At 61.8% G+C, this 13,521-nt stretch carries 10 protein-coding genes; 2 read left to right on the forward strand and 8 right to left on the reverse strand.

Annotated features, from left to right (window positions below):
* Nucleotides 1-3: 3 nt before the first annotated feature.
* The 5 genes from HQN78_RS01050 to HQN78_RS01070 all read right to left on the reverse strand — a co-directional run bounded on the left by HQN78_RS01050 (nt 4) and on the right by HQN78_RS01070 (nt 4,261).
* Nucleotides 4-1,008 carry a GlxA family transcriptional regulator gene (locus HQN78_RS01050; protein WP_107798587.1) on the reverse strand — a complete coding sequence of 335 codons (1,005 nt, stop codon included), beginning with the start codon at nt 1,006-1,008 and terminating at the stop codon, nt 4-6.
* 90 nt (nt 1,009-1,098) lie between these two features.
* Nucleotides 1,099-1,887 (reverse strand): ABC transporter ATP-binding protein, encoded by a 789-nt coding sequence (locus HQN78_RS01055; protein ID WP_107798588.1) that lies wholly within the window; start codon nt 1,885-1,887, stop codon nt 1,099-1,101.
* A gap of 27 nt (nt 1,888-1,914) precedes the next feature.
* The gene (locus HQN78_RS01060) at nt 1,915-2,646 is read right to left on the reverse strand and encodes an ABC transporter permease (RefSeq protein WP_107798589.1); all 732 of its coding nucleotides are present in this window, start codon (nt 2,644-2,646) and stop codon (nt 1,915-1,917) included.
* Complete coding sequence (locus HQN78_RS01065; RefSeq protein WP_107798590.1) at nt 2,643-3,332, reverse strand: ABC transporter permease; 690 nt, start codon at nt 3,330-3,332, stop codon at nt 2,643-2,645. The genes HQN78_RS01060 and HQN78_RS01065 overlap by 4 nt, the downstream gene beginning before the upstream one ends.
* A 164-nt stretch (nt 3,333-3,496) precedes the next feature.
* Complete coding sequence (locus HQN78_RS01070; protein WP_048407703.1) at nt 3,497-4,261, reverse strand: ABC transporter substrate-binding protein; 765 nt, start codon at nt 4,259-4,261, stop codon at nt 3,497-3,499.
* A 515-nt stretch (nt 4,262-4,776) separates the two neighbouring features.
* Here HQN78_RS01070 and HQN78_RS01075 point away from each other — a divergent pair.
* On the forward strand, nt 4,777-9,588 hold the full coding sequence (locus HQN78_RS01075) for an NAD-glutamate dehydrogenase (protein WP_235087388.1): 4,812 nt from the start codon (nt 4,777-4,779) through the stop codon (nt 9,586-9,588).
* Between the two features lie 215 nt (nt 9,589-9,803).
* Here the strand turns inward: HQN78_RS01075 and HQN78_RS01080 are convergent, their stop codons facing one another.
* The 3 genes from HQN78_RS01080 to coaBC all read right to left on the reverse strand — a co-directional run bounded on the left by HQN78_RS01080 (nt 9,804) and on the right by coaBC (nt 12,621).
* Nucleotides 9,804-10,817 (reverse strand): GGDEF domain-containing protein, encoded by a 1,014-nt coding sequence (locus HQN78_RS01080; RefSeq protein ID WP_227104347.1) that lies wholly within the window; start codon nt 10,815-10,817, stop codon nt 9,804-9,806.
* A gap of 115 nt (nt 10,818-10,932) precedes the next feature.
* The gene (dut, locus tag HQN78_RS01085) at nt 10,933-11,388 is read right to left on the reverse strand and encodes a dUTP diphosphatase (protein WP_107798593.1); all 456 of its coding nucleotides are present in this window, start codon (nt 11,386-11,388) and stop codon (nt 10,933-10,935) included.
* Between the two features lie 48 nt (nt 11,389-11,436).
* Nucleotides 11,437-12,621 (reverse strand): bifunctional phosphopantothenoylcysteine decarboxylase/phosphopantothenate--cysteine ligase CoaBC, encoded by a 1,185-nt coding sequence (gene coaBC / locus HQN78_RS01090; protein ID WP_227104345.1) that lies wholly within the window; start codon nt 12,619-12,621, stop codon nt 11,437-11,439.
* Nucleotides 12,622-12,778: 157 nt separating this feature from the next.
* On the opposite strand from coaBC, the gene radC reads away from it, so the two are divergent.
* Nucleotides 12,779-13,453 carry a DNA repair protein RadC gene (gene radC / locus HQN78_RS01095; RefSeq protein ID WP_107798595.1) on the forward strand — a complete coding sequence of 225 codons (675 nt, stop codon included), beginning with the start codon at nt 12,779-12,781 and terminating at the stop codon, nt 13,451-13,453.
* Nucleotides 13,454-13,521 lie beyond the last annotated feature (68 nt).

Raw genomic sequence — 13,521 nt, forward strand, 5'->3', positions numbered from 1 at the left:
GTGCTAGCTCTTGGGGGCCGGAGCCGGCGACGCGGTTTGCGTGCGATGCGAGCGTTCTTCGCGCGGGGTGATGCCGAAATGGTTGCGGTAGGTGCTGGAGAAATGGGGGCCGCTGGAGAAGCCGCAGGCCAGGCCGATCTGGACGATGGATTTGCTGGTTTGCTGCAATAGCTGGCGCGCTCGGCTCAGGCGCAACTCCAGATAGTATTTGGACGGCACCGTGCTCAGGTATTGCTTGAACAGCCGTTCCAGCTGGCGTCGGGAGACGCCGACATAGTAGGCGATGTCGTCGGTGCTCAGCGGCTCTTCGATATTGGCCTCCATCAGGCTGACCGCTTCCGTCAACTTGGGCTGGCTGCCGCCGATGCGGGTGGCCAGGGGGATGCGTTGGCGTTCATTGCCGGGACGGATGCGTTCCATGCTGAACAGTTCCGACAGCTGAGCGACAAATTCGTGGCCGTGCTGATTGCCAACCTGGGTCAGCATGAAATCGAAAGTGGCCGCTCCGCCTGCGCAGCTGAGGCGTTTGCCGTCGATTTCAAATAGATTGGACGAGGTGATGATGTCCGGAAACTCTTCGGTGAAACGGCTGATCTCGCGCCAGTGTATCGTTGCGCGCAGGCCGTTGAAGTGTCCGGTGCGGGCCAGCCAATAGCTGCCGCAGCCGATGCCGCCCAGTTGGATTTTATCCGGGCCGCAGGCGGTGAGCCCCTTGCTCAGGACGTCCAGGCTGAAGTCGGGATTGATGTCGTCGGCCAGGATCAGCAGGCAATCCAGCTTGGGGGCGCCGTCCAGCGGCAGATCCACCGCCAGCCGCGTGCCGTTGGAAAGCGGCACCGCTTGTCCGTCCAGGGAAAGCAGCAGGGTTTCGTAGAGTTTTTTCTCCGCCAGCCAATTGGCGTGCAGCAGAACCTCGGAGGCGATGGCGTAATCCGCCATCGAGGCATGGGGCAAGAGCAGGAAGCCGTAGCGCAGAGGCTTGGCGGGGTGGGACGGATGCTGACCCATTGGTTTTCGCGGCGAAGGGTGGAGATTACAAAAACACACCATGCCGGGCATGAGGCTGGCATGGTGTGCGACATTTTCCTATTGTACGATTTATTTCAGGCTGCCGGAGAGGAATTGTACCAATCGCTCGCTTTGCGGGCGGATCAGCACTTCCTTGGGGTGACCTTGCTCCTCTATCCGGCCCTGGTGCAGGAAGATGACGTGATTGGACACTTCGCGGGCGAAGCCCATCTCGTGGGTGACCACCACCATGGTGCGGCCTTCGCCGGCCAAGTCTTTCATCACGCGCAGCACTTCGCCGACCAGTTCCGGGTCCAGCGCCGAGGTGGGCTCGTCGAACAGCATCACTTCCGGTTCCATCGCCAGCGCGCGGGCGATGGCGACCCGCTGCTGCTGGCCGCCGGACATATGGGCCGGATACTTGTCTTCGACGCCGCGCAGGCCGACCTTGTCCAGGTATTTGCGGGCGCGGGCGCAGGCTTCGTCCCGGCTGAGCCCCAGCACGTGAATGGGCGCTTCGACGATGTTTTCCAGCACCGTCATGTGCGCCCATAGATTGAAGTGCTGGAACACCATGGCCAGCTTGGTTCGGATGCGCGCCAGCTGATTGGCGTCGGCGGCCTTGAGCGCGCCGGTCTTGCGATCGGATACCAGCTTGAGTTCTTCGCCGGCGGCGAGAATGCGGCCGCTATTGGGCTGCTCCAGCATGTTGATGCAGCGCAGAAAGGTGCTTTTGCCTGAGCCGGAGGAGCCGATAATGCTGATGACGTCGCCGGCGTGAGCGGTCAGCGACACGCCCTTCAGCACTTCGTGCGAGCCGTAGCTCTTATGCAGATCGCTGACTTGCAGCTTCAGATTCTTATCGGTGGGGGTGTGCATGATGGTGTTCCTGTATCGCTATCCGCATTAGTGCTTGCGTGGCGCCAAATAGGCCAGCCAGCGTTTTTCCGCCTGCTTCATCAACCAGACCAGCAGGAAGGTGAGCGCAAGGTAAATGGCGCCTGCGGTGAGGAAGGGCTCGAAAGCCATGTAACTGTCCGCGTAGATGCGGCGAGCCACGCCGGTAATGTCCGCCAGAGTGACCAGGCCGGCGATGGCGGTGCTTTGCAGCATCATGATGACTTCATTGCTGTAGGCGGGCAAAGCGCGGCGCAGCGCCGAGGGCAGCACAATGCGGCGCATCATCAGCCATTTGCTCATGCCCATGGCCTGGGCGGCTTCGATCTCGCCCCAGTGGGTGTTGCGGATCTGGCCGGCGATGATTTCGGTGGTGTAGGCCGCCGTGTTCAGGGTGAAGGCGAGGATGGCGCAGAAATAGGCTTCCTGCAGGTAGTGCCAGGCCCAGCTGTCGCGGATCCAGCCAAACTGGGCCAGACCGTAATAAATGATGAACAGCTGGACCAAGAGCGGCGTGCCGCGGAAGACATAGCCGTAAACGCGGACCGCGCCGGAGGCCAGCCGGTTTTTGGAGACTTGCATCAGCGCCATCGGGACGGCCATCGCCATGCCCAGAATAAGGGAGATGAACAGCAGTTCCAGCGTCATCACCAAGCCGTCGCGGCTGCTCATGACGGCGTTGCCGTCTCCGCCGCCGAAGAAGGCGGGCAGTTTGTCCAGAATCAGTTGGAAGTCGATCACAGTCCGCTCTCCTTGACGCCCAGCGAATAGCGTTTTTCCAGTTTGCCCAACAGCAGATTGGACACCCCGGTGATCGCCAGGAACAGCAGGCCCACGATCAGATAGACGGTGAAGGGTTCCTGGGTGGTGGATTTGGCCGCGTCGGCGCGATACATCACGTCGTTCAGGCCGATGACAGAAACCAGGGCGGTGGATTTGACCAGCACCAGCCAGTTATTGGAGAAACTGGGCAGGGCGAAGCGAATCATCTGCGGAACGGTGATGCGGAAGAACACGCGCAGCGGCGTCATGCCGTAGGCCATGCCGGCCTCCATCTGTCCTTTGGGCACCGCCATCATCGCGCCGCGGAAGGTTTCCGTCATATAAGCGCCGAAGATGAAGCCCAGGGTCAGCACGCCGGCGACGAAGGGATCGATATTGGGACTTTCCCAGCCCATGCGGCCGCAGAGGTCGTTGATCATCATCTGGACGCCGAAGAACAGCAGAAACATCCAGACCAAATCGGGTACGCCTCGGACCACGGTGGAATAGAGTTCCGCCAGCCAGACCAGCGGTTTGGAGTGAGCGGATTTGAACAGCGCGCCAATCAGGCCCAGCACGATGGATACGAGCAGTGCTGAGCCGGCCAGCTGCAATGTGAGCACTGCTCCTTGCAATATGCTGGGAAGGTAACCTTGCAAAAACATGGTGTTACTGCCTCATTCATCAGCCTTGCGCGCAAGGCCGGTCCTTGCTCGGCCGCTGGGGGAACGGCCGAACAAAAAAGTCCCGGCGAGGCGCGCGGTGCGGGCGGCAGCAAGCCGCCCAGCGCCTGGGGCGCTTGGCCGGGACGGATGCGATTACGAGGGGTTTAGCCGCCGTAGACGTCGAAGCTGAAGTACTTGTCTTGGACTTTCTTGTAGCTGCCGTCCTTGCGCACCTGATCAATCGCCTTGTTCAGGCGTTCGGCCAGCGCCTTATTGCCTTTCTTGACGGCGATGCCCGCGCCCAGGCCGAAGTATTTGACGTCGGCGTAGTTCGGGCCGACAAAGGCGTAGCCCTTGCCGTTGGCGGTTTTCAGGAACTCTTGATCGCCGACGGCGCCATCGACGAAGACGGCGTCAACACGGCCGGACTTCAGGTCCAGGAAGGACTCGGGCGACTTGGCGTACGGCACGATGGTGGCGCCGGATTTGCCCCAGTAGTCCTTGGCGAACTTTTCCTGAGTGGAGGCGCGCAGCACGCCGATCTTCTTGCCCTTGAAGCTGTTCTGGTCAACGGCGGTGCCGGATTTGGCGACAATGCGGCTGGCGATGTTGTAGTACTTGCGGCTGAAGTCGACGGCTTTCTTGCGCTCCTCGGTGATTTGCATCGAGGACAGGATGGCGTCGAACTTGTTGGCGTTGAGGGCGGGAATCAGGCCGTCCCAGTCTTGCGGAACGATTTGACAGCTGACTTTCATGGCGGCGCAAAGGGCATTGGCCATGTCGATGTCGAAGCCTTGCGGCTTGCCATCGGCGCCTTGTTTGGAGAACGGCGGGTAATTGAGGTCAACCCCAAAACGCAGAGTCTCTGCTTGGACGGAAAAACCGGACAGCAGAGCTGCCGCTGCGGAGGCGATCAGGACTTTTTTCATGGCGTGGATTTCTACTTCTCTATCGGGTGTTCGCGTCGTTGCGACGAACGCAAACCCAAGCTTGTAAACCCGGCGCTTGGAACGAGGCTGCTCACGGTGTCTCGCCCAAGCCGGAACCATTGTAGTTTTTTCTACTTTTGCCAGTAGTTGGCCGCAGCTTGCAACGGTTATCCGCCGTGCGCAAGATGGGGCCATTGTCTGGCAATCGGTGTGAGCAAGTGTTCGTATTTTAACCGATATTCTTGCTCCATGTGAAATGCATGAAAAATCAATGACTTATATTTATTTTTTGGACTTGTGTACAATGTGGGGCTGGGAGAGAAACTTGTAAGCCGCCGTCGCATTGCTATAAGGCTAAAAGTGGCGTTCGCCACGATTTATCCCTGCGGCATTCGATGGGGGCGAACAGGCTTTTCCATGAAAATGTACGTCCACGTCGCATTAAGGAAATCCCGGCATGAAGGGGGTATCTACAATGCCTCGACACACTCCGTGCACACAACAAGAGAAGCAACATGTCGCTTACCAATAAGACCGAACTCGCGAGCCTGATCGCCGATATTCAGGCTGTAGCAGAGACCAAGCTTTCCGAAAAGGAGAAACACCAGCTCGAACCCTTCTTCCCGATCTACTTCGAGGAAGCCGAGCATGCCGACCTTAGACAGTTTTCGTCGCTGGATTTGTTCGGCGCCGCGTCGGCGCATTACGCGTTCGGCGCCAAGCGCGCGGCCGGTCAGCACAAGGCGCGCATTTACAACCCGGATTTCGAGCGCGACGGTTGGCAAAGCACCCATACCGTGATTGAAGTGGTCAACGACGATATGCCGTTCCTGATCGACTCCATCACCATGCTGCTGTCGCGCCATAGCCTGAACCTGCACCTGCTGGTGCACCCGGTACTGTCGGTGGGCCGCGACAAGAACGGTGCGATCCAGGCGGTCAAGCGCACCGAGGACCGCAGCCTGCCGCTGGAGTCCTTCATCCACGTGCAGATTGACCGAGTCACCGATCCGGCGGTGTTGAAGCAGCTGGAAGCGGATTTGAACCGCGTGATCGTAGACATCCGCCTGGTGGTGAGCGACGAGCCCAAGATGCGCGAAGTGTTGGCCGACATCAGCAAGGACCTGTCTCTGGTCAAGGGCAAACGCGCGGCGGAAGCCAAGGAGGCGGTGGACTTCCTGGCCTGGATGTCCAAGCGCAACTTCCTGTTCATGGGGTATTGCGATTACGACCTGGTGCGCCGCAACGGCAAGGACAGCCTGAAGATCGTCAAAACCTCCGGTCTGGGCATCTTGAAGGACCAGGGCGACAAGGAATACTCCGCCAGCTTCGAACAGCTGCCGCAGGAGCTGCGTGAACTGGCTCACCTGCCGCAACTGATCATTCTGAACAAATCGCAGACCCGCTCCATCATTCACCGCCCGGCCTACATCGATTTTGTCGGCATCAAGCGTTTCAACGACAAGGGCGAAGTGATAGGCGAGCGCCGCTTCCTGGGCCTGTACACCGCCAGCGCCTACCAGGACTCCCCCAAGGACGTGCCCATCCTGCGCCAGAAAGTGGCGACCGTGGTCAGCAACTGCGACTACGTGGACGACAGCTATAAATCCAAGACCTTGAGCTTTGTGCTGGAGGCCTATCCGCGCGACGAACTGTTCGAAATCCCGGCCGAGGTGTTGGGACCGATCTCCGAGGGCATCGTCAGCCTGCAGGAACGCCCGCGCGTGCGCCTGTTCGTGCGCAAAGACCGCTACCACCGCTACGTCAGCTGCCTGGTCTACGTGCCGCGCGACAGCTTCAACACCGAAGTGCGCCTGAAGATAGAGAAGGTGTTGATGAACGCCTTCAACGGCACCAGCGCCGAGTTCAGCGTGCAGATCAGCGACGGCTCGCTGGCACGCGTGCATTACATCATCCGCACCAACGCCGCCAAATTGCCGGAATTCCACGAGGCCGACATTGAGGCCGAAATCGCCCGCCTGGTGCGCGGCTGGGTGGAAGAGCTGCATCAACTGCTGGTGGAAACACACGGCGAAGAACTGGGCAATGCGCTGTTCAACCGTTACAAGGGCGCTTTCCCGGTGGCTTACCGCGAAGAGTTCGCGGTGCGCAACGCGGTGCTGGACATCCAGCATATCGAATCGGTCAACGCCGAATCCCCGCTGGCGATGAAGTTGTACCGGCCCTTCCATCGCGGCGCATCGGCCTTCAATCTGAAGCTGTTCCGCGAAGGCGAGGCGTTGGGCCTGTCCGCCAGCCTGCCGATTTTGGAAAACATGGGCGTCAAGGTCCGCGACGAGCATCCGTACTGCGTGCAGCGCGCGGACGGCCGTCAGGTGTGGATCAGTGACTTCGGCCTGGACGTGGGCTCCGCGGAAGAGCAGATCGCCAGCGAAGAAGTGCAGCAGGACTTCCAGGAGCTGCTGACCCAGGTGTTCGCCAAACGTTGCGAGAACGACGGCTTCAACCGCCTGGCGCTGGTGGCCGGGTTGGACTGGCGTGAAATTTCGCTGGTGCGCGCCTTGGCCAAGTACCTGCGCCAGGGCGGCCTGACCTTCAGCCAGGCTTACATCGAGCAGTGCGTGGCCAATTACCCGGCCATCACCCGCTTGCTGGTTGAACTGTTCGCCGTGCGTCTGGACCCGGCGCATGCCGACGACGCGCGCGCCGACGCCTTGCTGGCCAAGCTGCGCGAGCAGCTGGACGGCGTGGCCAATCTGGACGAAGACCGCATTCTGAACGGTTTCCTGTCGGTGATCCTGGCCACCCGCCGCACCAACTTCTGGCAGAAGGGCGCCGACGGCGAGTTCAAGTCCTATATCTCGTTCAAGCTGGAATCCAATCTGGTTCCCTTCCTGCCGCAGCCGCGCCCGATGTTCGAAATCTGGGTATACAGCCCGCGTGTGGAGGGCGTGCATCTGCGCGGCTCTAAAGTGGCGCGCGGCGGCTTGCGCTGGTCCGATCGCATGGAAGATTTCCGCACCGAAGTGCTGGGCCTGGTGAAGGCGCAGATGGTGAAGAACTCGGTGATCGTGCCCATGGGCTCCAAAGGCGGCTTCGTCGGCAAGCAACTGCCGGCGCCTAGCGACCGCGAGGCGTTCCTGGCGGAAGGCGTCGCCTGCTACAAGATCTTCATCTCCGCGCTGCTGGACGTCACCGACAATCTGGTGAACGGTCAGATCGTGCCGCCGGCGGATGTGCGCCGCCTGGATCCGGACGATCCGTACCTGGTGGTGGCGGCCGACAAGGGCACGGCCACTTTCTCCGACATCGCCAACGGCATTTCCGCCGATTACAGCTTCTGGCTGGGCGACGCCTTCGCCTCCGGCGGTTCCGCGGGTTACGACCACAAGGGCATGGGCATTACCGCCCGCGGCGCTTGGGAATCGGTCAAGCGCCATTTCCGCCACCTGGGCGTCAACACCCAGGAGCAGGATTTCAGCGTGATCGGCATCGGCGATATGGCCGGCGACGTGTTCGGCAACGGCATGCTGCTGTCCGAGCACATCTGCCTGAAAGCGGCGTTCAATCACCTGCACATCTTCCTGGATCCGACGCCGGACGCGGCCAAGAGTTACGCCGAGCGCGCGCGTCTGTTCAAACTGCCGCGTTCCAGCTGGACCGATTACAAGCGCGAGCTGATCTCCAAGGGCGGCGGCATCTTCGAACGCTCGGCCAAGTCCATCCCGCTGTCGCCGGAAGTGAAGGCCTGGTTGGAAACCGACAAGGACAGCATGGCGCCGAACGAGCTGATCCACGAGATCCTCAAGGCCAAGATCGACCTGCTGTACAACGGCGGCATCGGCACCTACGTCAAGGCGTCCAGCCAAAGCCACGCCGACGCGCGCGACCGCGCCAACGATCCGGTGCGCGTCGACGGCCGCGATTTGCAAGCCCGGGTGGTGGCCGAAGGCGGCAACCTGACGTGCACTCAGCTGGGGCGCGTCGAGTTCGCGCTGAACGGCGGCCGCATTGCCACCGACGCCATCGACAACTCCGCCGGCGTGGACTGCTCCGACCACGAGGTCAACATCAAGATTCTGCTGGGCGGTGTAATGCAGGCCGGTGACATGACCTTGAAGCAGCGCAATCAACTGCTGGCGGAAATGACCGACGAGGTGGCGCAGCTGGTGTTGCGCAACAATATCCAGCAGACCCAGATCCTGGCGATCAAACGCCAGGAGGCCGCCGCGATGCTGACCACCCATGCGCGCATGATCGCGCACATGGAGAAAACCGGCGAACTGAACCGCGAAATCGAGTACCTGCCGTCCGAAACCCAGATCAATGAGCGCCGCCTGGCGCGTCAGGGTCTGACCGTGCCGGAAATCGCGGTGCTGCTGTCCTACAGCAAGATTTCGCTGGATCAGGCGATTCTGGCGACCGATGTGCCGGACGACGCGGACTTCCTGTCCATCCTGACCCATTACTTCCCGAAACCGCTGCAGCAGCGCTTTGGCGCGCAGATGCAGCAGCATCAGCTGAAGCGGGAGATCATCGCCAACCAGTTGGCCAACCAGATCATCAACCGCATGGGCACCACCTTCGTGTTCCGCATGCAGGAAGAGTCTCCGTTCTCCGCCGGCGACATCGCCCGCGCCTGGTGGATTGCCAGCCGCGTGTTCGACGCCGAGCGCCTGTGGAGCGAGATCGAAGCGCTGGACAACAAGGTGTCGGCGGATCATCAGGTGGAAATGATGGTGCTGGTGCGCACGCTGGTGGAGCGTGTGACGCGTTGGGTGCTGCGCAACAAGCGTCCGTTCTCCTCGGTGAACGCCGTGATCGAGCAGTATGCCGCCAAGGTGAAAGCGCTGTTGGCGCAACTGCCTCAGCTGATCGCTTCCGGCAGCTACCCGGCAGTGGAGGCGCTGGAAGCGCGCCTGAGCCAGCCGGGCATGCCGCAGCCGCTGGCGCAGGTGCTGGCGCGTCTGGAGTTCGCCGTGCCGTTGATGGACATCATCGAAATCAGCGAAGGCAGCACATTGCCGCTGGAGCAGCTGGCCAAGAACTACTACCAGTTGGGCCACGCGATGCAGCTGGATTGGCTGCGCGACGCGATCACCAGCCTGCCGCGCGACAACCGCTGGCAGTCGCTGGCGCGCTCCGCGCTGCGCGACGACCTATACCGCGTGCATCGCAATCTGGCGGGGCAGGCCTTGCAGGACGCCGCCAGCGCGGAAGCGTTTGCGCAGCAGTGGATGGAGAAGCGCCATCACGAAGTGGAGGTGTGCGCGCAGATGTTCGCCGAGCTGCAGTCGTTCAGCGTGTTGGATCTGGCCATGCTGTCGGCCGGCATGCGCGAACTGAGCAACCACCTGCTGGCCTGATCGCCCGCTAGGGATCGCGTCAATTGAAAACCGGCTCTTAGGAGCCGGTTTTTTTTGCGTCCGGAGGGCCTGCTTGGGACGCGGGGCAGGGCAAATTTGGAATCTGTTTACGATGGGCCGCGCGTCGGCAGGATGGAGGACGAAGGGCGCTGAAACCGACTTCGAAAGGCTTGGACGGTTTGAGCGGGTTCCGCTTGCCTGCTTTGAACGGGCGCTTAGAACAGATCGATCTCGCCAAAGCGTTGCGCATTGTCGAGTTGGCCGCCGGCGACCAGCTCTTCGTAACCGCATACCAGGTTGCGGCCATGCGTTTTGGCGTAATACAGCGCCCGGTCCGCCTGTTCCACCAGCTGGCCCGGCAAGAGCTGCGGCAGGATGCGGGTGAAGCCCAGGCTGACGGTCAGGCGGCCCACCTGGGGAAACGAGTATTGCTCGACGCGCTGGCGGAAGCGCTCCAGCGCCACCGCGGCTTCGTTTGGAGGCAAGCCCTGGAAGATGATGGCGAACTCCTCGCCGCCGTAGCGGAACAAGCTGTCGTCTTCGCGAAACGACTGTTGCATCAGCTGGGCCAGCAAGAGCAGCACCTCGTCGCCCACCATGTGGCCGAACTGGTCGTTGACTTGCTTGAAATGGTCGACGTCCAGCAGCGCCAAGGTGCAGGCGTGGTTTTCGCCGGGGGATTGCAATTGCGCCGCCATCAGGTTGAACAGGCGCAAATCGAATTTACGGCGATTGTTCAGCGCGGTGAGCATGTCGCGGTCCGCCTCGAACAGCAGGCGCAGGAAGTTTTCGTGAATCCTGGCCATGGCTTTCAGCATGGCCTTGTTGACCTTTTGCTCCGCCGTCACGTGGATGACCAGCAGGGACACGATGCTGCCCATGCAACGCAAGGGCAGGCATAGGCCGTGGGGAATGCGGAAAATGCCCTCGTCTCTGTCCAGCGAGTTGAGCAGGTCGTAAAGGAAGATGGGCGGCGGCAGCCAACTGTCGTTGGCGGTTTCCGTAATCTGGGTCTTGCCGTCCACGGAGGAGGCGCTCAGGCGCCGGCGGGTGTAGGGCACGCCGTTGACCCAGCGACAGGCGAACAACTCCACCTTGTCCACCCGCATCACCTCGACCAAGGTGGAGGCCAGGCTGCTTTCCAGCATGTCCTGTTCGCGCTGGGAGGTGAGTTCGACCAGATTGTCGAGAATCCGCTTGCTGTCGTCCTCTTGAGGGGCTTGCGTCATGCCTGGACATCCTTTGCCGGCGATTGAGGGCGGTGGTCGCGTGCGCGGCGCAAGCCGGCCGTGCGTGGACGGCTGCGCTACGGTGTGAGTATAGGCAATCGCGCGGCGGCCGGCCTCAGTTGCGTCCGGTGCTGCCGAAGCCGCCGTCGCCGCGTTCCGAGCTGTCGAAGTCGTCGACGATATTGAAGCCCACCTGGACGATGGGCACGATGATCATCTGCGCGATGCGTTCCAGCGGCGTCAGCCGGAACGGCTCGTGTCCGCGGTTCCAGACCGATACGAACAACTGCCCCTGGTAGTCGGAGTCGATCAGGCCCACCAGATTGCCCAGCACGATGCCGTGCTTGTGACCCAGGCCGGAGCGCGGCAGCAGCATGGCGGCCAGGTTGGGGTTGGCGATATGGATGGCCATGCCGGTGGGGATCAACTGGGTTTCGCCCGGAGCGATGGTGATGTCCTGCTCGATGGCGGCGCGCAGGTCGAGCCCGGCGGAGCCCGGCGTCGCATAGTTGGGCAGATTCTGCTTCAGACGCGGATCCAAGATCTTGACGTCGATGACGGGTTTTTTCATGAGAGTCCTTTCTTGTCGGCTGCGCGGGGCAGCCGCGGTGTTGATGGCTTATTGCTTGTGCGGCAACAGCTGGGCCAGATGTTCGACAATGGCCTTGGCCACGTCCGGCTTGGGCATGCCGGGCAAGGGGTGGGGGCCGTTCTGGTCCAGCAGCACCACCTGATTGTCGTCGGCGCCCATGGCTTGCTGCGCCAGGTTGGCCACCAGCAGCGGCAGCTTTTTGCGCAGGCGTTTGGCTTCGGCGAACTCCAGCAGGTTCTGACTTTCCGCCGCGAAGCCGACGCAGAACGGAGCGGCGGGCAAGGAGGCGACGGCGGCGAGAATGTCCGGGTTTTCCTCCAGTTCCAGGCTGGGCGGCGCCGCGCCTTTCTTGATCTTGTGGACGGACGGGTTCTTGACCCGGTAATCGGCCACCGCCGCGACGGAAATGAAAATATCGCTGCGTCCCACCTCGGTCATCACCGCGTCGTGCATTTGCCGGGCGCTGGCCGCGTCGATGCGGCGCATGCCCAGCGGGGCCTCCATGCCGGTGGGGCCGGAGATCAGCGTGACTTCGGCGCCGGCGTCGCGGCAGGCGCGCGCCAGCGCGTAGCCCATCTTGCCCGAGCTGATATTGGTGATGCCGCGCACGGCGTCTATGGCCTCGTAACTGGGGCCGGCGGTGAGTAGCACCTTCTTGCCGGCCAGCACCTTGGCCCGGAAAAACCCTTCCAGCAGCTCTGCGATCTCCTCCGGCTCCAGCATGCGGCCCTCGCCGGTTTCGCCGCAGGCTTGGGCGCCGTTGGCCGGCCCGAAGACGGCGACGCCGTCGGCGCGCAGCTGCGCCACATTGCGCTGGTTGGGCGGATTGTCCCACATCTGCCGGTTCATCGCCGGCGCCACGATCAGCGGACAGGCGCGGGCGGCGGCCAGCGTGGACAGCAGATCGTCGCAGGCGCCGTGGGCCAGCTTGAACAGCGTGTTGGCGGTGGCCGGCGCGATCAGGAAAACATCGGCGCGGCGCGACAGGTCGATATGGGCCATTGCGTTGCTGGGGCGCTCGTCCCACAGATCGGTGTACACCGCATGGCCGGACAAGGCCTGGAAGGTGGCGGGAGTCACGAAGCGCGTGGCCGCTTCCGTCATCACCACTTCCACGCTGTGGCCGGCTTTGACGAGAAGGCGGGTCAACTCCGCCGCCTTGTAGGCGGCGACGCCGCCGGTAATGCCTAGCAGAATTTTCTTGCTTGTCATGGACTTGTCGCAACAGGCGGTAAATGTCCAATTTTAGCGGATTTCCACGGACTGGGCGCGCTGGCGGGCATATTGCTTCGATGATATGGTGAGCCATGCCTCATCGCGTTTGGTCTGACCTTGAAAACAGTGCTATAGCCAGAGGAGGAGCGTGCAGATGTCTATCGCCCATTGGCCGGAGGCCGAGCGTCCCCGTGAAAAGCTGTTGGCCCAGGGAGCGGCGGCGTTGTCTGACTCCGAATTGCTCGCCATCTTTCTGCGCACCGGCATGCAAGGCTTGAGCGCGGTGGAGATGGCTAGGCAGTTGATGCTGGACTTCGGTTCGTTGTCCGGCTTGCTCAACGCCAGTTTTGAAGAGTTCCGGGCGCGCAGGGGCCTGGGCGCCGCCAAATACGCGCAGCTGATGGCCTGCAAGGAGTTGGCGCAGCGGGCCTTGGCGGAGAATATGAGTCTGACGGACGCTTTGCGCGATCCGGGGCAGGTGCGCGATTTTCTGAGACTGGCGATTGCGGGCAAGGACGTGGAAGTGTTCGTCGCCGTGTTTTTGACCGTGCAGAATCGAGTGATAGCGGTAGAAGAGTTGTTTCGAGGCACCCTGACCGAAACCCGGGTCTATCCGCGCGAACTGGTGCGGCGGGCCCTGGCCAACAACGCGGCGGGGGTGATCATTGCCCATAACCATCCATCCGGCGTGTGCGAACCATCCGCCGCCGATCATTCTCTAACCAATACATTAAAAGCTGCGCTGCAGTTGGTCGATATAAGGTTGCTGGATCACTTCGTCGTGACCGGCGCGCGGGCGGAATCCTTTGCCGAGCGAGGCTGGTTGTAGGCGTTGAGTCGTTGCGGGGAGCGCTCGCGACGCTTGGAACCGGCGCCGCCTTTGCTGTCTTGTTGGAC

The sequence above is a fragment of the Chromobacterium sp. Beijing genome (assembly GCF_021496765.1).
GTDB lineage: Bacteria > Pseudomonadota > Gammaproteobacteria > Burkholderiales > Chromobacteriaceae > Chromobacterium.

Bases quoted from the DNA above. Each gene is read 5' to 3' on its own strand.
- HQN78_RS01075 (WP_235087388.1), top strand. From the start codon at position 4,777: ATGTCGCTTACCAATAAGACCGAACTCGCGAGCCTGATCGCCGATATT.
- HQN78_RS01080 (WP_227104347.1), bottom strand. From the start codon at position 10,817: ATGACGCAAGCCCCTCAAGAGGACGACAGCAAGCGGATTCTCGACAAT.
- dut (WP_107798593.1), bottom strand. From the start codon at position 11,388: ATGAAAAAACCCGTCATCGACGTCAAGATCTTGGATCCGCGTCTGAAG.
- HQN78_RS01055 (WP_107798588.1), bottom strand. From the start codon at position 1,887: ATGCACACCCCCACCGATAAGAATCTGAAGCTGCAAGTCAGCGATCTG.
- HQN78_RS01070 (WP_048407703.1), bottom strand. From the start codon at position 4,261: ATGAAAAAAGTCCTGATCGCCTCCGCAGCGGCAGCTCTGCTGTCCGGT.
- radC (WP_107798595.1), top strand. From the start codon at position 12,779: ATGTCTATCGCCCATTGGCCGGAGGCCGAGCGTCCCCGTGAAAAGCTG.
- coaBC (WP_227104345.1), bottom strand. From the start codon at position 12,621: ATGACAAGCAAGAAAATTCTGCTAGGCATTACCGGCGGCGTCGCCGCC.
- HQN78_RS01065 (WP_107798590.1), bottom strand. From the start codon at position 3,332: ATGTTTTTGCAAGGTTACCTTCCCAGCATATTGCAAGGAGCAGTGCTC.
- HQN78_RS01050 (WP_107798587.1), bottom strand. From the start codon at position 1,008: ATGGGTCAGCATCCGTCCCACCCCGCCAAGCCTCTGCGCTACGGCTTC.